This is a genomic window from Euzebya pacifica (assembly GCF_003344865.1).
Taxonomy (GTDB): domain Bacteria; phylum Actinomycetota; class Nitriliruptoria; order Euzebyales; family Euzebyaceae; genus Euzebya; species Euzebya pacifica.
In genome coordinates this window covers 187,915-208,153 of the sequence record NZ_CP031166.1, presented here as the reverse complement: position 1 = coordinate 208,153, position 20,239 = coordinate 187,915, and the positions used below count along the sequence as shown (strand labels likewise).

The window sequence follows — 20,239 nt, the reverse complement described above, 5'->3', positions numbered from 1 at the left end:
GGGTGTCGCGTGGGCACTGGCTGGCTCCTCGCCTGTCGGGGCCATCCCACAGGCGGCCCCGGGCGGTGTCGGTCCACTTCCGCCCTACCATCGCCCGCCATGAAGCGACTGCTGATGTTCCTGACCGGTGCCGCCGCGCTCAGATGGGTGTGGGCCACGTTCGTGTCGACCACGGACGGGAAGCGATCCACACGGGCAGTGGTCGCTCCTGCGGCGACGCCGAGACCATCCAAGTCGCCCATGGCGACCGTGCCGGCCGGTCGTTCACAGCCTGCTCCGGTGTGCCTTGCCTGCGGGGAGGTGATGCTGCGGGCAGGTTCCATGCACGTCTGCCCCGGCTGCGGACAGACCGACGTCCCGGCACCGGAACCCCTCGAAACGGCCGTGGACACCGTCGACGACGTCCTCGAGGCCGTGGTCCGCAAAGCGGTCGGCAGGGCAATCGGTGACAGGGTGCTCGCCGACTTCCCCACCCGCGAGGCCATCCGTCAGGCACCCGACGACCGGATGCTGGCCATCAAGGGGATGGGGCGGGCGCGCCTGACCCGGCTCAGGGGCCACGTCGCCGCTGACCTCGACACCCTGCTCGATGGTGTCAGGGGACTCGGCCCGGCCAAGCGGGAACGGGTGGTCGCGGCGTTCCCGACGGCGATGGTGTTCCTGCTCGCCACCGATGAGGACCTGGCCGCCGTCGACGGTGTCGGACCGGCTCTGGCAGCCGAGCTCGCGGCCCGTCGCGACAACCCCCAGGACCACCCCGGCTGACCGGTGTCCCGGCGGGGGCCCGTCGGGGAGGATCCGTTCGGCGCGGGCGGCGGAGGCCGGCGAGTTGCGCGTCGGGGTCGGTCGGCACCGATGGCCTCAGCGGGTCGTGACGTGGACGTTGGCGAACATGACGTTGCGGACCGACGGGCCGATCAACGGCTGGTCGTTCAGTGCGTCGTCGGGTCCGGGGCCGTGGGCGGGAAGCCACAGCCATTCGGCGTCGGCTGCGGCGGCCTGGGCCTCCTGAGGGCTCCACACCCTGAGTCCGTCGAGCATCCCGTGGGCGGTGAACCCTGCGCCTCGCCACCGCCGGGAGGTCGGGGTGATCGCGGCGATGGCGAGCAGGACGGCCTTGCCGTCGTTGTCGCGCAGCGTCGGGTGGTACAGCGTCACCAGCAGCCGGCCGTCGTGCCGATCGGTGACGTCGGCACCGTGCAGCCAGACCGCGAGGTGCTCGTGGTCGCGTCCGGCGGGTCGGATCACGACACGTCGTGCTGTTGAGGGGTCGCCGGCCGTGTAGGGCGTGGCTGGCCACGGGACGCCGTCGCCGAGGTCGGTCCAGCCGTCCGGGATCGGCCGTCGGGTCACGGGGCCAGCCGGCGGGCGTCGAGGGTGACGAAGATGACCCCGTCGACGGCCACCGGCAGGCGCATGGCGTGCTCGGTGTCGTCGTCGTAGTCGGTCCAGACCACGGTGTGGGTGCCGTCGCCGTTGTCGTCGCAGGAGTCGGCGAAGTGCCCGTCCTGCCACCCGAAGCCGCGTGCGACGATCTCCCCGGGTGCGTAGTCGGCGATGGCCATGCCGCCGTCCCAGTGGTCGATGCCGTAGTCGGGTTGGCAGTAGGTCGTGTGGGTGCCGACGAGGGCGTCGGTGCCGTTGACCCGTCCGATGAGCGCGAATGTGTAGGAGTCGCTCATGTCGGCGTCGACCGGGATGGTTTCGATGACTTCGGGGGTCGTCGCAGGGAGGTCGCTCATACCCCCATCGTGCCATAGTGCTAGCACTTGTAGCAATACTTTGACGCATGGCGTCCGTCATGCTACGGTTCCTAGCACTACGTTGCTCCGGGAGGGGTGGAAGTGATGAAGATCAAGGACATCAGGACCGACGGCGTCTACGCGGTCAAGGTCCCCGACCACACGCGCAAAGCCGACGACGGCGGCATCGACGACTTCGTCGAGATCCGCGCCATGGTCATCGGACGCATCCGCGACGACGGCCGGACGACCGACCGGTGGGACGTCATCACCGCCGACGGGGCCATGACCGTCCGCACCTCCCAGTTCATCGACACCTGGGAGACCTACATGGCCGACGTCGCTGCTGACGCGGCCCGCGAAGCGGTGATCAACGCCTTCGAGGACGCCGGTTGGATCTCGCCGGACACCGCCGACCCGACGGGCGCGTTCCACCGCATGGCCATCTTCGCCGACAACGACGCGACCGCCCGCACCAGCAACGGCCGCATCGTCATCGAGGTCACCCCCGACATGGCGCAGGTCATCGCCGAGGGCATCCGTCGCGCCGCCACCGACATGGACTCCCCCACCGTCTGACCCCGAAGGGCACACCATGAGCTACATCGTCCTGATCACCGACCCCGGCGGCGACAACCCCTGCGCCTTCGGCCCCTACCCCACCCGACAGCAGGCCCAAGCGGTCGCCCGGACCTGCTACGACGGCACCGCCGTCGCCCTCCCGCTCAACGACGTCCAGAACTGGATCCCCAACCTGGTCGACCAGCAGGCCCCGCAGGCCAACATCGACGCGGCACGGGCCGCCTTCGACCCTGCGGCGCCCTACCTGACCGGCCACCCCACCAACGACCCCGACTACGTCGACCCGTCGCTGCTGCCGCCACTCGCCCGCCGCGACAACCCGATCAACCAGGTCGCCCGCGACCTGTCCGGCATGTTCGTCGACGGCTACACCGACAACGACATCAACGCACTGGCAGCGGTCGTCGCCAGCCACACCCCCGGCTGGGCCCTCGCCTGCGTGTGGGACTTCGTGGACGAGGCCGGCTGCGGAGGCGACAGCGAGATCGTCGCCGTGCTGCCGGACGGCACCCTCGCCGACCTGCCCGACGGGTTCGCCGCCGCCCTCAACGACGACGTCACGCCCTCCCCCGCCGACCCGATGCTGCCCGGCCCGGCCCGCAACGCCCTTGACCGCGACGCGCTCGTGGGGGTCGGCAGGGCCAACTTCGCCCGTGTCGACCGCTCCGTCGAGCCGGTGATGGCGTGACCGCCGCGACCCGCCCCGGCGCACCGGTGGCCCCCGCGAAGGGCACGGCGGTCATCGCCGGCCGGCTCCTGCGCGCCGGCATGCCCGCCCGCAGGGGCCCCCGAGTGCTGGGTGCCGTCGCGGCGCTGCGACGGGCCGGACGGCTCGGACCGTTCCTCCTCGTCACCGTCGACACCGACAGCGTCATGACCGGCGACGCCGACACCGTGGTCGCCGAGGCGATGGCGACGCCGGTGGGTGCCTGGATCGTCCCCACGGGCTGACCGCCTCCACCGCAACGTCGCCGCCAACCCCGACACTGGGCATGATGAACGACCGCGCCGACGAGACACCGGCCGCCCGGTGGCTGCGACTCCGCGGCGAACTGGCCCGTGCCCGCGCCGAGCTCTCCGAGGCCAACGGCCGGGCGGCGCGACGACGCGCCGATGCAAGGGTCGCCGCCCTCGAGGCCGAACTGGCCGGCACGGACCCCGACGGGGGCGGGGCGTGACCGCAACGGCGACCGAGGTGCTGCGCGCCCGGAGCGGGATCGCCAGCGACGTCGCCATGGCGGACGGCACCATCGTCGAGGGGGTCGTGCGCACCGAGCCCGACGGGTCGGCGCTGACTGTGACCAACTGGGCCAAGGCCACGACGGCGGTGCCGGAGCACGAGATCGTCTCGATCAGCGACACGATCTCCGGAGTCACGGTGTGGCCCGTGCGCAGCGGCCCACGCTGACCGCTCAAGCGGCGGACGCCACCCCCACCGGGGCGATCGCGCCGAGCAGTTCCACGGCATCGGCGACGGCACCCCGGACGGCCGCCCGGTCCCCCGCTCCGACGGCCGCCAGCAGGTCGGTCAGGGCGACGCTGAGGATGTCCGCATCCAGGCACGCGGCGACGGCCCTGCGACGTTCGGCGTCCAACGTTCGTCGCAGGACGTCGGCCTCGCGGCGCATCCGTGCGTCGGCAACCGCGTCGCGCGGCTCGCCACCGCCGGCGGCCAGCCGTTCGACCTCCACCGCCAGGGCGGTCTCCATCGGCGAGACGGTCGCCCGTGCGCCGTGGGGGTCGCCGTAGTCCACATGGATCCGCCCGTCCCGTCGCCGCACCTTCACGGTCGTTCGCTGCATGGCCTCTCCTGTGGTCGGTGGTCACAGATGCCATTCCGCCCCGGGCCCGGACTATGTTCGTCTATGATTTCTAGGGTCCCTATGAAACGTTAGGAGTCGGGTGTGCCCGATCCGTTCAAGCAGGCAGGCAACCCGGTGCTCAGCGCGGCCGACAACCCGTTCCGTCCGGGGATCGGCCGGGTGCCGCCGGCGTTCGGCGGCCGCGAAGGGGCCCTCGGGGCGGCCAAGGTCATCATCGACGTCCTCGCCGGCGGCGGCGACCCCGACTTCCTGTTGATCCGCGGTGTCCGCGGCGTCGGCAAGACCGCCCTCATGGCCTATGCCCGCCGCCACGCCAACGACGCCGGCGTCGTGTGCGTCCACCTCGAGGCCGACCGGGGCCCCGCCGACCCAGCGGTCACCATCAACCGGCTCATATCAGCCGCCGACGCCATCGCGGGCCGCCGGGCGGTCCGCCGACTCATCGCCCGCGTCGACGGGCTGAAGCTCGGGCCGTCCGGCATCGAGGTGTCACTGGATGACCGTCGACCGGCCACCAGCACCGTCGAGGAGATCATGACCGCGCTCGCCGCCACCGCCGCAGCCGCCGGACGCGGGGTCCTGCTCACCGTCGATGAGGTCCAGGAGGCCGAGGACGCGCTGTTCCGCCCGCTCATGCGAGCAGTCCACTACGCGGCACAGGAGGCCCATCCGGTGGGGCTCATCGCCGCCGGCCTCCCCGGGGCCACCGACGCGCTCCGTGCGGAGGGCCAGACCTACACCGAACGGCTCGACACCGTCGAACTCGGGATGCTCGGCACCGCCGGGGTGGCGGAGGCAATCAGGGCCCCGTTCGACAACCACGGGGTCACGGTCGACGACACGGTGGTGGAGACCGTGGCTCGTGACAGCGGCGGCTACCCGTTCTTCGTGCAGTTGTGGGGGTGGGCGTTGTGGCTGTCAGCCACAGACCGGGTGCGCATCGGCCCCGAGTCCCTGCCGGCGGCCCGCGATCGGGTGTCGCAACGCACCGACCGGTTCATGCTGAACCGGGCCAAGCGGATCCCGACCGGGCGGGCCCGTCACCTGGTGGCCGCGCTGGCACGGGCCGGCGGGCACGCCTCCACCGCAGACCTGCTGGCCGCAACCGGGTTCACCAGCGGCCAGTACTCTCCCGTCCGCCAGGAGCTCCTCGACAGCGGCTTGGTGTTCGTCCCGGCACGGGGCCGGCTCGCCTTCTCGGTGCCGGGGTTCGCGGACTGGATCGACCGGAACGGAGCAGACCAGTGACCGGACCGTCTCCGACCACCACCGGTGGCCCGACCACGTTCGCTGATGGCGACGACTTCGTCACCGCCGCCATCGACGCAGGACGGGTGCCTGCCGAGGCTGACTTCGCTGGGGTGTTCCGTTCACTGCTGCCCGTGTTGGCGGCCGACCATGGCGTCCAGATGCTCCAGAAGGACCGGTGGGGTCCGGGACGTGCCGATCCCGCCCCGCACCTTCCGGGTGACGTGCCGGTGCTGCGTTCCATCGTGGTCAACAGCCTGATTGCCCCGGTCATCGCGGCCCAGGAGTCCGGCAGGCTGGGACCCGCGCCCGGTTTGTCAGTCGGCATGGCCGCACGTCTCGCCACGGCCGAGCCGTACTTCGTGCCGGCGTCGGACGGCACCGCCGCTGCGGTGCTTGAGTCCGATCCGCCGTCGGCTGAGGACATGTCCGACATCCGTCTGGGTCACGACCATGTGACGGTCTGGTTCGGTGATGACCTGCGGGTCCCTGATGACCTTGCGGTCTGGCCCGATCCGCCGTCGGTGGGTGACACCACCCGGTGGGAGGCGACGTTCGGTGCGGGTGGCCGGTCGATGCCGCACCTCCTCGGGGAACGGGGGTGCTCCATCACCGGTGTGACGATCTCGGCCGGGCCCGACGGGACCGGCATCTCCGACTGGATCGACTGGATCATCGCGATCCCGCCGCAACCCGGCGACCCGCCACCATGGGACCTCGACACCATCCGGGGCGCACTTCCGGGCAGGGCCTCCCACGCCACCCTCGGCGGCCTGGTCGCCACCTGCGCCGCAGCGGTCGCCTGGGGAGACTGGACCCGGCCGGCTGACGACGGCCACGGGCCGCTCCCTCCGGCCGAGGAGCAGCAGGGCAAGGCGTGGCGCAAACGGGTCCGCAAGTCGCAGTTCCGCAAGGCTCTGGCGCGCGGCTTCGGGACGGTCAACGTGATCGACCTGACCCACGCCCGCACCGCCATGACGCCGGCCGACCCCGCCACCAAGCCCACGGGCCGGAAGGTGTCGCCGCACACCCGTCGTGGCCACTGGCGACGCTCCCGCATCGGCCCGCGCGACGGCCCCACCCAGTACCGCCGCAACTGGATCGCCCCCACCCATGTCGGCGGGACCGTGCACAGCGGGCGGGAGCGGGTCCGGGTGCTTCCCGCCCCCCGCTGACCGCCAGTTGCCGTGTGTCGCCACGTTGAGGCAACACACCCCAAGTCCGGCCGTCAGTCGTTGCTCGTCGGCTGGAACGCGTCCGCGCTCAGAAGTGCCACCCCGTACGACGAGGCAGCGTCGGACCATCCGTAGGCCATCCCGCCATTGCCGGCGGCGTCCCAGGGCCACAACTCCTCGAAGATGAAGCCGTCGATGCGGGCTTCGAGGACCTCGCCGGACCGCCAGTCCACCAAGCCCGGCCGGTCCGAGCAGCACCCGACGATGTGAGCACCATCGGCAGTCAGCTCTGAGGCGAACTCGCCCACAGGGAGGGGTGTGGTGTCGGGAGCACCGTCGCGTTCCCATATATGAACGACAGGCTCGAAGTCGACACGCGTGACAACCCTGAGCGCAACCGATCCATCGTCGGCCATCGCGCATTGTGCGACATGCCCCGGCAGCGTGGGGAGGATGGTGGTGTTGCCCGTCCTCATGTCGATGATCCTGTCTTCTGTGAGGAGGTGGTTGCCGTTCGGTGAGATCGCGCAGGATTCTCCGATCCATTCATCGGTGTCACCGAGTGTGATTCGAGAGACGACTTCACGAGCGGCGACGTCGAAGAAGACCGGTGTTCCGTCCTCGGTCATGAACACGACAGTGTGGTCATCTGCCATCGCTTCGTGCCCCCAAGTACCGATGAAGATGTCGCCGGCGGACCCGATCTTCGCGTCGAACTCCTCTGTTACGTCGATGAGGACGTCCGCGGCGATGTCGTACACAAAGGCACGATACTCCGGACCGTTCCCGAGATATATCTCCGTGGCTGCCACCACGAAGTTGCCGTCGTTGGTGAACGCCGCACCCCAGATGCCGCGGGCGTCCCTTGACGGGATCTCTCGGGAAAGGGGAATGGTGGCCGTGACCGACCCGTCCGAGGCGTCAAGGATGAGGAGGTCAAGAGGATCCACGCCGTGGCAATCGGCGCTGGCGTCGATCAGGACCTGGCCGCCGGCCATGTCAAGGTCAATCGCGCGGCATGCATTGGGCAGGGCAACGAAGGTGAAGTCCGAGGACGAGCGGGGCCAGATCGAGAACGTCCAGATGGGCACGGTGGCGAACTCGAGGTTGTCGGTGCCGATGACGTCGTCGAGGAAGCCGCTGCTGAGTCCCCAGTTGGCCCGGACGCCGCCTGTGACGGTTGGGTCCTGCCCGGTTCCTGCCTCGGCAGTGAAGTGGATCTCCGGGCGGGCCCACACACCCACCCCGCTGCCGTAGGGCGAAATGACGATCCTGGGACCGATCCATGCGTCGAACTCGCCGGCGAACGCCACGTCGGTGGCGCGGGCGGTCAGGTCGGTGCCCGTGTCGTTGACCGGACGGCAGCCCCCCTTGTCGCACTCGAACCCGAACTCCCAGCCGGCACGGGCCTCCGCGCCGGCGCTGATGGTCCCCTCGAGGGATGCCGACATCTGGGCGTAGATGTCATCGACCTGGATCCGGAGGAACAACAGCGGATGGGGACGGATGGTGAACCCGAACCGGGCGGCCCGCGGTCCGAGCAGCCCGCAGGTCGTGCGGCCCGCGACGTCCTCGTCGTCGGGGCAGATGGTTCCGTCCACCGTCCCGTCGATGGATGCTTCAGCCGCCGCGTAGGCCTCGCCGTAGGTGGTCGCGGCGAACCGTTCGATCAGGCCGCTTCTGAGGCCGGGGCGGAGGGACGAGAACGGACGGATCGTCAGGTCGAAGTCCATGCCGATGGTTGCGCCGAACTCCAGATCGAACCCGCCTTCCAGCGTGCCGGACAGGTCGACGCGGGAGGGGCGTTCCCCGGCGTCGCCGTTGTCGTCATCTGGGTCCGCCGGGTCGGTGTCGGCCAGGGTCGCCAGGACGGTCTCGTCCAAGTGCGCGGCGCAGCCGACACCGGCCCGACCGACGGCGAGGTCGACGTCGGCGCCGCAGCCGGTCTCGCCCCGCGGTTCGAGGGCGTCGGGGTCCGCCAACGGCTGCAGGGTTCCGGCGTCGCCGGAGAAGTCGGCTTCGGCGAACACCTCTTCCGGGGTGACCGGACGGAGGGTGATTTCAAGGGTGGCGGGGCTGCCGATGTTGGAGATGTCGCTGGCGTACTCGGCCAGCACCATGAACGCGTCCTCGTCGGGCACATCCGGGCCGGTGACCAGCAGAACGGGCCGGTCGGGATGTTCCAAGTCAGGGGACGTTTCGGAGTTGGCCTGGATGAACACCTCCTCGAGCGCGTCGCGAACGATGTCGCGGTCGCTGCCGGGTGCGGCCTCGGGGTAGGACAGCCGGATGGCCGTGGGGACGGTGCCCCGGCCGTCGTCGCCGTAGGCCATGTGGAGGCCGTCGAGGTTGTCCACGACCAGGATGTCGTCGATGCGGTACTGGCAGTTGCATTCGGGGTCGTGGGGGTCGGCGTCGAAATCGATGGTGAACACGACTCGTTTGACGGCACGGGGTATGACGGTGACGTCGACGGCGATCAGGTACTCACCGGGTGAGGTCATCAGCAGGGGGGCTTTCCACTGGCCGTTGTCGTCGAGCAGGGCGTCGCGGGCGGCGTTGAGGGAGCCGACCTGCCGGTTGGCGGTGTAGCCGACGTAGTTGTCTGCGAAATCGGCGGCGTTGAGGTGGGTGATGGTGACCCGTTCCACATGCGGGTGGTCAACGGTCCCGGTGAGGGTGATGTAGCCGTCGTTGTCGTCGACGGCCACCACCGCCCCGTCGGCCACGGGGGTGCCGTCGGGCATGGTCACGGTGATCTCGGGGTCGCCCGCATCCGGACAGGCCGGCTGTTGCCCGACGGCGTTGAACAGGTCGTTGGCGGCGGCGTCGCTGATCGCCGACGTGCCTCCGGCGATGACAACCCGTCGGGTGCCGCAGTCGGCGTGGCCGCTGATGAACCGCGTCGTTGCGGGGGCGGCTGCAGCAGCGGGGCTGAGCAGGAGTGGGGTGGGGCGCGGGGAGGTCTGTCCGGCGAAGGCCGCAAGGGCAAGGGCGTCGGCGAAGGACTCGCCGGAGGCGACGTTGAACTGCGTCGCGGCGAACCCGAACTCCTCCACCGCGAGCTCGGCGACGGCCGCGGCGGTTGCGAAGCGGGTGTCACCGGCGATTCGTTGGACCGGGGCGATCCCGGCGACGGCTTCCGCGACCTGGTCGGTCACCGCCGATGGGCCTCCGACGAGGACAACCCTGGCGGGTGACAACGCCTCGAGGACTTCGCGGGTCTCCGTTGGCAGGGTGTCGCGTCCCGTGAGGAGCAGCGGGACGGACGCCGCCGCGCTGATCGTCCCTGCTGCCAGCGCGTCGGGCCAGTTCTCCCCGGAGGCCAGCAGGACCGTGTCGCTGCGGTTGCCGTCGCGTGGCAGCGCCCTCGCGAGTCGGGCCGCGGTGGCGAACCGGTTGGGTCCCTCCACCCGGCCGGTGGCGGCCAACCCGTCGGCGGCCTGCTCTCCGACGGCGGCCGGCCCACCGATCACGGTCCGTCCAGTGGGCGACGCGGCGGCGAGGAACTGCTGCAGTTCCGGGGCGACGGACGCTTGGTGGGTCAGCAGGACCGGGGCGTTGAGGATCCCGGCGAGGTAGGCGCCGGCCAACCCGTCAGCGAACCCGTCGGCGCGGGCGACCAGGACGTTGTCGTTGCCGAACCCGGCACCGGTCGCGGCCGGATCGGCGCCGGCGATCAGCGTGGCGGTCTCGACCCGCGTGGCCCCGGCAAACCGGACCAGCTCAACCGAACGGTCCTCTGGTTGGGCAACCACGGGGGTCGGCAGCAGCATCAGACCGACGGTCAAGGCGATGACCAAGACTAAGGGCTTGCGGCGGAACCGGGAGGGAGCCGGCGTGGGCATGCGGGAGTCCTGTCTGCGGTTTTTCGGGCGGCGGGAGCAAGCGGAGGCAGGGAGAGGCCGAGCCCGGCGTCTGTACACCCCGCATCGAAAGCGACGGGACCTTACCTGAACCCGCCGACCCTGTTGCTGTTCCGCGCACACGGGAAAGCCAGCGGAGTACGAACCATGGGGACGTCAAGGCGAACCGTCGTGTGTCCGAACCCCCATGGCGGGCGCAGGCAAGCGAACGCCCACACAGGCGAAGGATGCGACACTGTCAGGTGAGCATCGCCCGGATCGCGTCGGCCTCCGCTGCGCTCATCCGCCCGTCGGCAACCTTCGTGTCGAGCTCGGCCAGCAGCGCCGCCTCCGACTCCGCCGCTGTCGCCGGCCGTGCCGCAGGTGGTGCGGGCCGTTCCTCGGGGTGGGGTCGGACCATCGATTCGGTGACCCGGTGGTCGGTACCCCGGTTCGGCACGAACCCGTGCCGGCCGTACCAGTCCCGCAGCCGGCGTGGTGAGGCACCGAAGTCCCCCGATGCCGTGAGAGCCAGGGTGATCCCGTGGCTGTCGGCCCATCCGGTGAGTTCGGTCATGGCCGTGTCCGCGAGTCCTTGGCCGCGCCGATCGGCATCGACGGCGATCCTGGACAGCACGGCGGTTGGTTCACCGTCACGGTGCAACATGTCGATGCGCACCCCCTCGTCCGCCCATCGGCGGGTGAGGTCCTCCAACGGACCGAGGGTGGGCCCGGACCTGTCTGGCAGGGCGAACGGATCAGCGGTCACCACACCATTGTGGACCCGTGCGGCGGTGACAGGCGGCCCCTGCCCGGCATGCTCGGCGCCGCACCGGCCGGCCTGCCCGACCTTCTTGGTGCAACGGCCGCCGCCTCGGGTCGGTTTCCCGCAGCGGCGGGCCACCTCAGGCGTTGGAGAGTTCGCGGACCTGCCAGGTCGGTGAGGTCAGACGCGACGGCTTGTCGAGCTGGACGCTGAAGCTGGCGCCGTCGTCATCGGTCATCGTCACCACGATCACCGGGCCAGGCTTGCCGTCCACGTAGTAGTCGCCGGTACCCCGTGCCATCGTCCCGATGATGGGGGCGGCTCCGTCGCCGGCGTCGATCTCCATGCGGGTGCCGATGGGGAACCGCTGCTTGAACAGCGACGCAGCCCCGGTGGTCTTGGCGGTCGCCGGCAGGGTGGTCCGGCCGACGGCACCGACGTCCCCGACGAACCTGGCGTTCTCAGCAGCCGTTTCGAGATGGGCGGCGGTGTCGGCGTCACGCAGTCCCCGGTCGGCGTGCACCTCCGCTGTGGCGGCGTGTGCGGTTGCGACGATGGCGTCGTAGTCGCCGACCATGAACACGCTGTCGTCGCCGCCGGTGTGGACCTCGACGTTGCCGTGGATGTTGCGGGTGAGCGCACCGGCGACCTGGTCGTGGGTCAGGTGGGACACGTCGACGTGGTAGCCGGTCTGGGGGCCGCGGTGCTCGCTGTTGAGCGCCACCCCGTACCGTTCAGCGATTGACGCGGCGCGGTCGCCTGGCGTCACCTCGATGACGCCGGTGTCGAAGCTCCCGGAAGGGCCGGAGGGCTCACGCGGGTAGCGGCCACCCGCGAACGGGTCGGCGAGCGCGGCGACACCGTTGGCGGTGGCGACCTCAGCCACCGCCATGGGTGCCTTGTGATCGGCACCGCAGGTCCCTGCGGGACCGATCGGCTTCTGGCAGCGTCCACCGGACGCGGTCGGCTTGCCACACGTCTTGGTCGCCATCAGTGGCCCTTCTCGGTAGTCATCTGCATCTGCATCCTCTGTATCACCCCGGACCGAGCGCACGAACGGCATCGACGGTGCTGGTGACGTACTCGAACTCCCCGGGGGACCCCAGTCCGGTCCGGTAGCTGCCCATGATTCGGTCCACCGGCACGATGCTGCGCATCACCAGCGGCACCAGTCCCTGGTCCCGGTAGGCGCGGGCACGCAACTTGGCGACCCGCTTCTGGGAGGTCCATGACAGCAGCGGCCACATCGGCGTTCCGGCCGGCGCGACCCGGTACAACTCGATGCCGTCGTCGGGCAACGCCATCCGGGCCCGGTGGGACGTGACCGCCAGCAACTGGCCGAGCGGACCCGCCCCGTCCACGGCGGCCTGTTGGAGGTCCTCGGCCAGCACTCCGTCGGTAGCCGACACCATCCAGTTCAGCAGGACCGCGAGCACACAGTCGGATCGGACCCGTGCGTTGAACGGGGCGGACCCGATCGTGAACTGCTCACCGGGCGTCGTCGGGGACGAACCGGGCCGCCACGTGCCATCGGGCAGACGAGTCACCGTGCCCGTGGAGGTGTTCCACACCGTCGGCCAGTCCCCCCGCGGGAAGCACGCCCGCATCAACGCCCGTGTCGTGACCGTGCGGGCCAACGCATCGGCGATCTCCACCGACTGCACGATGACCGGGTCGTCATGTCCGGCCCGTGCAGACTCAGCGGATAGCGCGCTCATCACCCCTCATGGTCGGCCGCGACCCCACCCACTCGGCACCCGGGCGGCCGGGGCGTCACATCCGCCGAACCCGGCCGGTGAACACCACGTGTCCCGCCGCCCCCCAACCGGCCCTGCCCGCACATGAACCCGGTTCGCCACCCTCATGCCCACACCGCCACCAGCCGCCGCCCGGCACGTCGCCATCGACGCGATCATGGGCCTGGGTCCTGGGGCTCAGCCCAGACGTCCGTCCAACGCGATGAGTCCGCCGGTGACCGCTGAGAGCCGCTTGGGCCACGGGTCGCCGTCCGGGTCGGGCCGGCCGTGGGCCCAGTCGTCGGCCAGCGTCGCGAGGTTCCCGGAGGCGACCTCGACCATGAACGCGTCGCCGTCGTCGCGCCAGCCCGGCTCCTCCTGCCGGAACGGTTCCGCGAGGTCACCGCTGAACGACCGGAACGACTCGGGTGCCCGGTCGCCCGCCGGCAGCATCCGAACGGCTGCGGTCACCCGCCTCGCGGCCACGGCGAGGGCCGGGTCGAGGGTAGCGATGATCCGATCGAGACGTTCATCGAGACGGGCGGCGCTGGTCGCGAGCGCGGACGCCTCGTCGGCGGGCAGAGTGTAGTCGTCTCGGGTGGGCATGGGTAGATCCTACCCCAGTGCTAACATCGCTAGCAACCGATCGTCGGGAGTTCGGGCCCGATGACAACGACCGCCGCTCATGACAGCTTCCATTGACCTCGTCCGCAGCGCCGGAACGGCTCGCGTCGCCGTCCCGAGGGCAGCGGCCCGCACCACCAGATGCTCCTTGCGCTCGCTGTTGACGCGACCGGTGCAGATGGGGCCGAGGTCGTGATTGTGGGCCTACGGAGATGAGCCGACGTCAGAGGACTGGGCCTCGGGTCGGAGCGCACGACACCGGATTGCCTGCGCGCACCCACAAACGCGAAGCGGGCCCACGCGAGGACTCGGGCGACCAGGATGTTCTCAACCTTGCTGTTCTCGAGGTCGCAGGTCTGCGTCACGATGATCGTGGCCAGGTGCTCAACGCGTGTGCGGATCCGGGCCTGGTCGCCGTCGATGGTCAGGGACTCCACGGTCACGCCCCCGTTGCGGTCACCCACCAGTCAGACAACGCTCGTGCCTGTCGCCCAGTCCTCCAGCACACCCGCGTCGTCGAGCACCCGCGCCGGCGCGGGTGAGACCTGGACGGTCTGCACAGTCACTCGACTGGACACAGGTGGGACACGAACGAAAGGGACCGGGTCGGGAAGTTCCCACCCGCCAGCAGGTTCGCCGTCATCATCTCCGGCGATGGCCCTGACCGCCTCTTCGACGTCGAACCGTCGGTGACCGCCGGGCGTGGTGTCGAACGGCAGCTTGTTGGCCCGCGCGTACTTGCGGACCGTCGCGGGCTTGACGTGCAACGCCGCTGCGACCTGTTCGGTTGTGGAGGTGCGGGCCATTCGGACTCCGTTACGGCTTAACCGTTCATGACGTTCGTGACGGTTCTATCGGACCCAGTTTGCGGTTGGTGCGTAAGGCATCGTGCGGGTGACGGGCGTCAGCGGGGGGATGTCGCATGGGATGTCCCCGGCCATCCGACGGTTCGTGTCAACAACGTGACGGGCACAACACCTTGGCGGCCTGCACGGCCCCGGCGCCGCTGTACTAACCACGGGCAGTGACCACACCATGACGACGACCACGGCAACGCGCACAACCACCCCAACGTTCCAAACCAGCGACTACGTCACGGACCGTACCGCATGATCATGACACCCACCGTCGCCGCAAGGTCGCCCGCCCACCGGCTCAGGCCGCAAGGCCGGCCTGCCCTGCGGCGGTGAGGTGCACGAGCCGTCCATCGAGTCCGCTCCGGTCAAGCCGGCGGACCGCCTCGGCCCCGTAGGCGATCAGCACCGAGGGTGCACCCGAGTTGGCCGGCGCGCGGCTGCCGTCCGGCAGGTGGAAGTACAGACGGCCCTTGAGGAACAGGACGGCGTCGGCCTTGTCCCACACCTCCGCGAAGAATCCGGCGGTTTCGGTTCGCGCGAAGATGAGTCCGATCCCGCCGGCGGGATGTGAGGCGAGGCGGTGCATCCAGGCGAACGTGTGCGGCCCGTACGGCGGGTTGCACCACACGAACTCCTCATCGGCCCAGTCCGCGGTCAACCCGTCGTCAGGAAGACTGATGTGCCGCTTCGCGGTCGGCCAGGGCCTCGGGTTGGGACTGCACGGATCGAGGTCGAACGGGCCGAGCGCCGCGATGATCTCCGGAGGGGTCAGCCACACGTCGGTGATGCTCGACGCCGACTGGTGCCCGCCCATCCCACCGTCCACCGGGACGCTGAGGGCCAGTGGAGTCTGGTAGGCCGTCATCGGGCACCCCCGGCGATGACGCGGCCGGCAACGGGGGGCACGGGTCGGCGTGACTGCCGCCCCGTGAGCACACGGCGCGTCATGCGGCCTGCTCCCCGACGCGTCGGGCGGCGGTCAGGTCGACCCAGTGGCCGTTGATCCCGCTGGCGGCGAGCCGTTCGGCATCGGCTGGCCCGTAGGCGATCAGCACCGACGGTGCGCCGGCGTCCTTTCGTGACACGGTCCCGTCGATGCGGTGGAACCGGACCCGCCCCTCAAGGAACAGCATCGCGTCGGCGCGCTGCCAGCCCTCTTGGTGGAACGCCGCTGTTTCGGTGCGGGCGAACACCAGCGCGGTGCCGCGCCCGTGGTCGGCGAGCCGTCGCAGCCACACCCACGTCTGGTCGCCGTAGGGCGGGTTGAGCCACACCCGCGCGTCGGCGGGCCAGTGGGCCGACAGTCCGTCGTCGGGCAGGCAGATGTGGGTGTTGGCGGTGTCCCATGGACGGTCCGCCGGGGCGCACGGGTCGAGGTCGAACGGCCCGAGGGCGTCGAGGAGCACCGGTGGGGTGAGCCACACGTCAGTGGACCATCCGCCCCGCTGGTCACGGCCCATCCCGACGCCTTGCAGGCGTGGCTGGAGCGCCTGCCGTCCGGTCACCGGGCCGTCTCCTCGCGTCGTCCCTTGGCGGCCTCGTCGAGGACGAGGTGCAGCAGTCGGGACCGGCTGACGGGGTCGCCCATCGCGGTCTTGGTGAACAGGCCGTGCTCCTCAGCGACCGCCTTGACGACGTCACGGTCGATGTCGAACCCGGCGGCGATGCCGATGATCGCTGCCGCGTCGGCGGGCACCCGTTCGCGGGCGGCGTCGATCTGCGCGAGCTCCTCGTCGGTCCGTGGGACCAAGGTGGCCTCGACCGGCGGCTCCGGTTCCCCTCCTTGGTCCTGTGACTCGGCGGTGTCTGCGGGGTCGGCGGACTCCTGCTCGGGCCCGTCATCGGGTGGCTCGACCGGGGGTGGCGTCTCCTCGGAAGCGTCCTCCTCGGACGTGTCCTCCTCGGCCGGGCCGGGGATGTCCAGCCCGTCGGTCCACTCCCCCGGCCCAACCCGGTCGCCCTCGGCCGTGTCCTGCGGCCCGGCCGCCTCAACGGTGGCATCGCCGCCCGGCGTGGCGTCACCGGCCGTCTCGACGGCGTCGGCGATCACCTGGGTGCTGGTGGCCGGCCCGCGGTCGTCGGTCGGGTCGGGTTCGCCGGTGAACGGGTCGACCGGTGTCCCGTCGACGGTCGCTGCCGGAGCGGCGATCAGCCCGGCGAGGGTTTCGGCGAGGTCGGCGGACCAACCGTTGGAGTCGTCCACCCTGAACTTGGCCTTCGGCAGCTTCATCGTGGTCACACGGCCCGGCGAACTGATCCGCACCCGCACCGACTTGTGGCCCGGATGCCGTTCGATCAGCGACCGAATCGCATGGCCGAACCCGCCCGCGAGCGCTTCGGCCGGCGACACGTCGATGACCGCGACCGGCGAACCGGCCGGCAGCGCCGCAGCCGTCTCGACGGCGACGGCAGCGGGTTGCGCGTCGGTGCCCGAGCCGCCGGCGATGGGGACGTCGGGTGCCGGACGGCTCGCGACGGGGACCGGGGCCGGGTCCGGGTGCGGGTCGGGGGTGTCCATCGCGGCAACCTCCGGTGATTCGGGAACTTCCATGGTGGTGTCGAAGGGGCGGACCCGGTCGACGAGGACCTTGATGCCGTCGTCGTTCTTCTCCAACTTGCCCTCGACGACGATGAGAGCGTCGGCGGTGCACAGCGGCTGGGACTTGGCCCAGGCCCTGGGCCAGATGGTGAGGTCGACCTCGCCGGTGGTGTCGTCCAGGACCGCGGTGGCGTAGGGGTCGCCCTTGCGGGTGGTCTTGCCGGTGACGGCGGAGATCATCCCGGCAATGACGACTGGATGGCCGTCGCGGAGCTCGGGGAGGTCGGCGATCTGCCGGTCGGACTGGGCGGCGATGCGGTGCTGGTGTCCGTCGAGGGGGTGGGAGGAGACGTAGACGCCGAGGAGTTCTCGTTCGAGCCGGCGCATCTGGGTCTGGTCGTACTCGCCCCCAGGGACCAGCACCCGGTCGCTGGTGTCCGGCGCGTCGCCGCCGCCGAGCGCGTCGAACAACGAGAACTGGCCCTCCGCCTCCGCCTTGGCCTTGGCCACGGCACCTTCGAGGATCTGGGCGGCGACCTGGGTGAGCCCCTTGCGTGGGTGGCCGACCGGGTCAAACGCCCCGGAGGACGCCAGCGCCTCCACCGAGCCACTGTTGAGCACAGACGGGAAATTGGCCGACAGCCGGGCGACGAAGTCGTGAAAGTCGGCGAACGGGCCGTTGGCGTCGCGTTCGGCGACCACCGCCGACACCACCGAGGACCCGATCCCCTTGATGGCCCCGAGGCCGTAGCGGATGGTGTCGCCGTCGGCGGCGAACGCGTCCACCGACGCGTTGATCGACGGTGGCAGCAGTTCGATGCCCATCCGCCGGTTCTCCGCCAGGTAGACGGGCCGAGAGTCCTTGTTGTTGGCAACCGAGGTGAGCAGCGCCGCCATGTACTCGGTCGGGTAGTGGGCCTTCAACCAGGCGGTCTGAAAACTGACGATGCCGTAGGAGACGGTGTGGGCCTTGTTGAAGCCGTACTGGGCGAACCCGACGATGAGGTCCCACAGTCGGTCGGCGAGGACGCCGTCGACCGATGTGGTGACGCCGTCCTTGAACTCCGGTTCGAGCTCGGCCATCAGGTCGGCCTGCTTCTTGCCGACGGCCTTGCGGAGCGTGTCGGCCCGGCCGCCGGAGAACCCGGCGAGGTCCGTGGCGCACCGCTGCACCTGCTCCTGATATGTCAGGATTCCGAGGGTTTCCCCAAGGATGGGCTCGAGCGCTTCGTGGTCGTAGCGGACCGGCTTGCGTCCCGCCAACCGGTCGGCGTACTCGGTGTGCATCTCCATCGACATCGGGCCGGGCCGGTACAACGCCAGCGCAGCGGAGATGGCATCGAACTGGCGGGGCTGCATGCGGACCACGAGATCGCGGATGCCGCGCGAGTCCAGCTGGAACACGCCGAGGGTCTCGCCGCGGCACAGCAGGTCGTAGGCGGCGCCGTCGTCCATTTCGCCAAGCAGGGCTGGGTCGTCCATGTCGACGTCGATGCCCTTGTTGCGACGGATGAGTTCCTCGGCGTCGGAGATGATGGTGAGGTTCCGCAACCCGAGGAAGTCCATCTTGAGGTAGCCCATCGGCTCGATGGTCTTCAGCTCCCACTGGGTGACGACGTTGCCGTCGTCATCGACCATCAGCGGGGTCGACAGGGTCGCCAGCGGCTTGGGGGCGATCACCACACCGGCGGCGTGCACGCCGGTGCCCCGGACGTTGCCCTCCCACGTCGCGGCGAGATCGACCGCCTTGGCAGCCTCCGGCCCCATGCCCTCCAACGCGGTGGTGAACGGCTCGTGCTCGCGGGCGTCGGCGATCGTCGGGTCGTTGCCCTGCTTGGAGGGAGGGAACGCCTTGGACAGTTGGTCACCGACGGAGTAGGGCAGGTCCAGCACCCGTGCGGCGTCCTTGATAGCCTGCTTGGCCTTCATCCGGCTGTAGGTGGCGATCTGGGCGACCAGGTCTACGCCGTACTTGACCTTGGAGTACTCGATCATCTCGCCGCGTCGGCGGTCGTCGAAGTCCATGTCGATGTCGGGCATGGAGACGCGGTCGGGGTTGAGGAACCGCTCGAAGATCAGGCCGTGCCGGATCGGGTCGACCCGCGTGATACCGGTGGTGTAGGCAACGATCGCGCCGGCGGCCGATCCGCGCCCCGGCCCCACCCGGATGCCGACCTCTCGTGCGTGGCGGACGAAGTCGGCGACGATGAGGAAGTAGTCATCGAAGCCCATGTCGTGGATGACCCGCAGCTCGTAGGCGATGCGTTCCAGGACCTCGTCGGACAACGGGTCGCCGTACAACCGCTTGGCACCATCCATGACGTCGCGGCGCAGCTGGGACTGGGCGGTGTGGCCGTCGTCGCAGGGGAACTCCGGGAGGAGGTCCAGGCCATAGCGCATGTCGACGTCGACCATCTCTGCGATCAGCAGGGTGGAGTCGCAGGCGTCGGGGGCGAAGTCGTCGAACAGGGCGCGCATCTGGGCGGCCGGCTTGACCCAGAACTCCTGGGAGTCGAACCGGAACCGGTCGGCGTCGGCGACCTTGGAGGCTGTCCCGACGCACAGGAGGGCGTCGTGGGAGTCGGCGTCCCCGGGGTGGGTGTAGTGGGAGTCCTGGGTGGCGACGGTCCGCAGCCCGAGGTCCTTGGCGAGGCGGACCAGGACCGGGTTGACGATCTTGTCGTCGGGCAGCCCATGGTCCATCAGCTCAACGAACACCCGGTCATCGCCGAACGTCTGGGCGTACCGGTCAAGGGTCTCGCGCGCGGCGTCCTTGTCGCCATGGAGGATGTGCTGGCAGACCTCCCCGCCGAGGCAGCCCGACAGGACGGTGAGTCCTTCGGAGTGGGTCTCCAGCAGCCCTAGGTCGATGCGGGGCTTCCGGTAGAACCCGTCGATCCATGACTTGGACGACATGTTGGCGAGGTTGGCGAACCCGACATTGGACGTCGCGAGGACGGTCAGGTGGTAGTAGGCCTCGTTGTAGGGGCCCTGCTTGGCCTTGACCCGGTGGTCCTCCGGGGCGACGTAGGCTTCGATCGCCGGGATCGGGGTGATGCCTGCGGCCTTGGCGGCCTTGTACAGAGCGGGCCAGGCGTGCAGGTTGCCGTGGTCGGAGGCGGCCACGGCGGGTGCACCGTCAGCGGCGACGGTCTCAACGAGTCCACCGACACGGGTTTTGCCGTCCAGCATCGAGTACTCGGTGTGGACGTGGAGGTGGACGAACGGGTCTGCCATCGGTGGGTTCCTCGGCACGGGTCGGGACGGTGTGTCCCGGTCATTCCGTGCCGGGTCCATGGTCG

The 20,239-nt window shown here is 70.2% G+C and carries 20 protein-coding genes; 8 read left to right on the top strand and 12 right to left on the bottom strand.

The features are described from left to right. Positions 1–99 precede the first annotated feature (99 nt). Positions 100–765, top strand: coding sequence for a helix-hairpin-helix domain-containing protein (locus DVS28_RS26160; RefSeq protein ID WP_114594602.1), 666 nt, complete (start codon positions 100–102; stop codon positions 763–765). Positions 766–861: 96 nt separating this feature from the next. Here DVS28_RS26160 and DVS28_RS26155 read toward each other — a convergent pair whose 3' ends face one another. Both DVS28_RS26155 and DVS28_RS26150 read right to left on the bottom strand, forming a co-directional pair. After that, positions 862–1,353, bottom strand: a complete 492-nt coding sequence (locus tag DVS28_RS26155) for a hypothetical protein (RefSeq protein ID WP_114594601.1) — start codon at positions 1,351–1,353, stop codon at positions 862–864. Further along, positions 1,350–1,742, bottom strand: coding sequence for a hypothetical protein (locus DVS28_RS26150; protein WP_114594600.1), 393 nt, complete (start codon positions 1,740–1,742; stop codon positions 1,350–1,352). The genes DVS28_RS26155 and DVS28_RS26150 overlap by 4 nt, the downstream gene beginning before the upstream one ends. A gap of 105 nt (positions 1,743–1,847) precedes the next feature. Here DVS28_RS26150 and DVS28_RS26145 point away from each other — a divergent pair, with 105 nt between their 5' ends. The 5 genes from DVS28_RS26145 to DVS28_RS26125 are packed head-to-tail and all read left to right on the top strand — an operon-like array spanning position 1,848 to position 3,732. Continuing rightward, positions 1,848–2,321 carry a hypothetical protein gene (locus DVS28_RS26145; RefSeq protein WP_114594599.1) on the top strand — a complete coding sequence of 158 codons (474 nt, stop codon included), beginning with the start codon at positions 1,848–1,850 and terminating at the stop codon, positions 2,319–2,321. A gap of 16 nt (positions 2,322–2,337) precedes the next feature. Then, positions 2,338–3,012 (top strand): hypothetical protein, encoded by a 675-nt coding sequence (locus DVS28_RS26140; RefSeq protein WP_114594598.1) that lies wholly within the window; start codon positions 2,338–2,340, stop codon positions 3,010–3,012. Further along, complete coding sequence (locus DVS28_RS26135) at positions 3,009–3,275, top strand: hypothetical protein (protein WP_114594597.1); 267 nt, start codon at positions 3,009–3,011, stop codon at positions 3,273–3,275. The genes DVS28_RS26140 and DVS28_RS26135 overlap by 4 nt, the downstream gene beginning before the upstream one ends. A 44-nt stretch (positions 3,276–3,319) precedes the next feature. Continuing rightward, complete coding sequence (locus tag DVS28_RS26130) at positions 3,320–3,502, top strand: hypothetical protein (protein ID WP_164711111.1); 183 nt, start codon at positions 3,320–3,322, stop codon at positions 3,500–3,502. Then, positions 3,499–3,732, top strand: a complete 234-nt coding sequence (locus DVS28_RS26125; protein ID WP_114594595.1) for a hypothetical protein — start codon at positions 3,499–3,501, stop codon at positions 3,730–3,732. The genes DVS28_RS26130 and DVS28_RS26125 overlap by 4 nt, the downstream gene beginning before the upstream one ends. Before the next feature lie 4 nt (positions 3,733–3,736). Here the strand turns inward: DVS28_RS26125 and DVS28_RS26120 are convergent, their stop codons facing one another. Further along, positions 3,737–4,126: a hypothetical protein gene (locus DVS28_RS26120; protein WP_114594594.1), complete on the bottom strand. Its 390-nt coding sequence runs from the start codon at positions 4,124–4,126 to the stop codon at positions 3,737–3,739. A gap of 102 nt (positions 4,127–4,228) precedes the next feature. Between DVS28_RS26120 and DVS28_RS26115 the strand changes: the two genes are divergently transcribed. Both DVS28_RS26115 and DVS28_RS26110 read left to right on the top strand, forming a co-directional pair. Beyond that, positions 4,229–5,395, top strand: a complete 1,167-nt coding sequence (locus DVS28_RS26115; RefSeq protein WP_114594593.1) for an ATP-binding protein — start codon at positions 4,229–4,231, stop codon at positions 5,393–5,395. Then, positions 5,392–6,570, top strand: coding sequence for an AcrVA2 family anti-CRISPR protein (locus tag DVS28_RS26110; protein ID WP_114594592.1), 1,179 nt, complete (start codon positions 5,392–5,394; stop codon positions 6,568–6,570). The genes DVS28_RS26115 and DVS28_RS26110 overlap by 4 nt, the downstream gene beginning before the upstream one ends. A gap of 53 nt (positions 6,571–6,623) precedes the next feature. On the opposite strand, the gene DVS28_RS26105 is transcribed toward DVS28_RS26110, so the two are convergent. The 9 genes from DVS28_RS26105 to dnaE form a co-directional block, all read right to left on the bottom strand. Continuing rightward, on the bottom strand, positions 6,624–10,373 hold the full coding sequence (locus tag DVS28_RS26105; protein WP_216826642.1) for a cell wall-binding repeat-containing protein: 3,750 nt from the start codon (positions 10,371–10,373) through the stop codon (positions 6,624–6,626). Positions 10,374–10,674: 301 nt separating this feature from the next. Beyond that, positions 10,675–11,184 (bottom strand): GNAT family N-acetyltransferase, encoded by a 510-nt coding sequence (locus tag DVS28_RS26100; protein ID WP_164711109.1) that lies wholly within the window; start codon positions 11,182–11,184, stop codon positions 10,675–10,677. A 136-nt stretch (positions 11,185–11,320) separates the two neighbouring features. Beyond that, positions 11,321–12,172, bottom strand: a complete 852-nt coding sequence (locus DVS28_RS26095; protein WP_114594589.1) for a hypothetical protein — start codon at positions 12,170–12,172, stop codon at positions 11,321–11,323. 43 nt (positions 12,173–12,215) lie between these two features. Beyond that, positions 12,216–12,899 (bottom strand): hypothetical protein, encoded by a 684-nt coding sequence (locus tag DVS28_RS26090; RefSeq protein WP_114594588.1) that lies wholly within the window; start codon positions 12,897–12,899, stop codon positions 12,216–12,218. Between the two features lie 216 nt (positions 12,900–13,115). Beyond that, a complete protein-coding gene (locus DVS28_RS26085; protein ID WP_114594587.1) occupies positions 13,116–13,523 on the bottom strand; it encodes a hypothetical protein in 408 nt (135 codons plus the stop codon). 485 nt (positions 13,524–14,008) lie between these two features. Beyond that, positions 14,009–14,347, bottom strand: a complete 339-nt coding sequence (locus tag DVS28_RS26080) for a helix-turn-helix domain-containing protein (protein ID WP_114594586.1) — start codon at positions 14,345–14,347, stop codon at positions 14,009–14,011. Positions 14,348–14,696: 349 nt separating this feature from the next. After that, positions 14,697–15,263, bottom strand: a complete 567-nt coding sequence (locus tag DVS28_RS26075; RefSeq protein ID WP_245973674.1) for a DNA N-6-adenine-methyltransferase — start codon at positions 15,261–15,263, stop codon at positions 14,697–14,699. 79 nt (positions 15,264–15,342) lie between these two features. Beyond that, positions 15,343–15,903, bottom strand: coding sequence for a DNA N-6-adenine-methyltransferase (locus DVS28_RS26070; RefSeq protein ID WP_245973673.1), 561 nt, complete (start codon positions 15,901–15,903; stop codon positions 15,343–15,345). Beyond that, on the bottom strand, positions 15,900–20,174 hold the full coding sequence (dnaE, locus tag DVS28_RS26065; protein ID WP_164711108.1) for a DNA polymerase III subunit alpha: 4,275 nt from the start codon (positions 20,172–20,174) through the stop codon (positions 15,900–15,902). Before dnaE ends, DVS28_RS26070 begins: the two co-directional genes overlap by 4 nt. Positions 20,175–20,239: the final 65 nt, after the last annotated feature.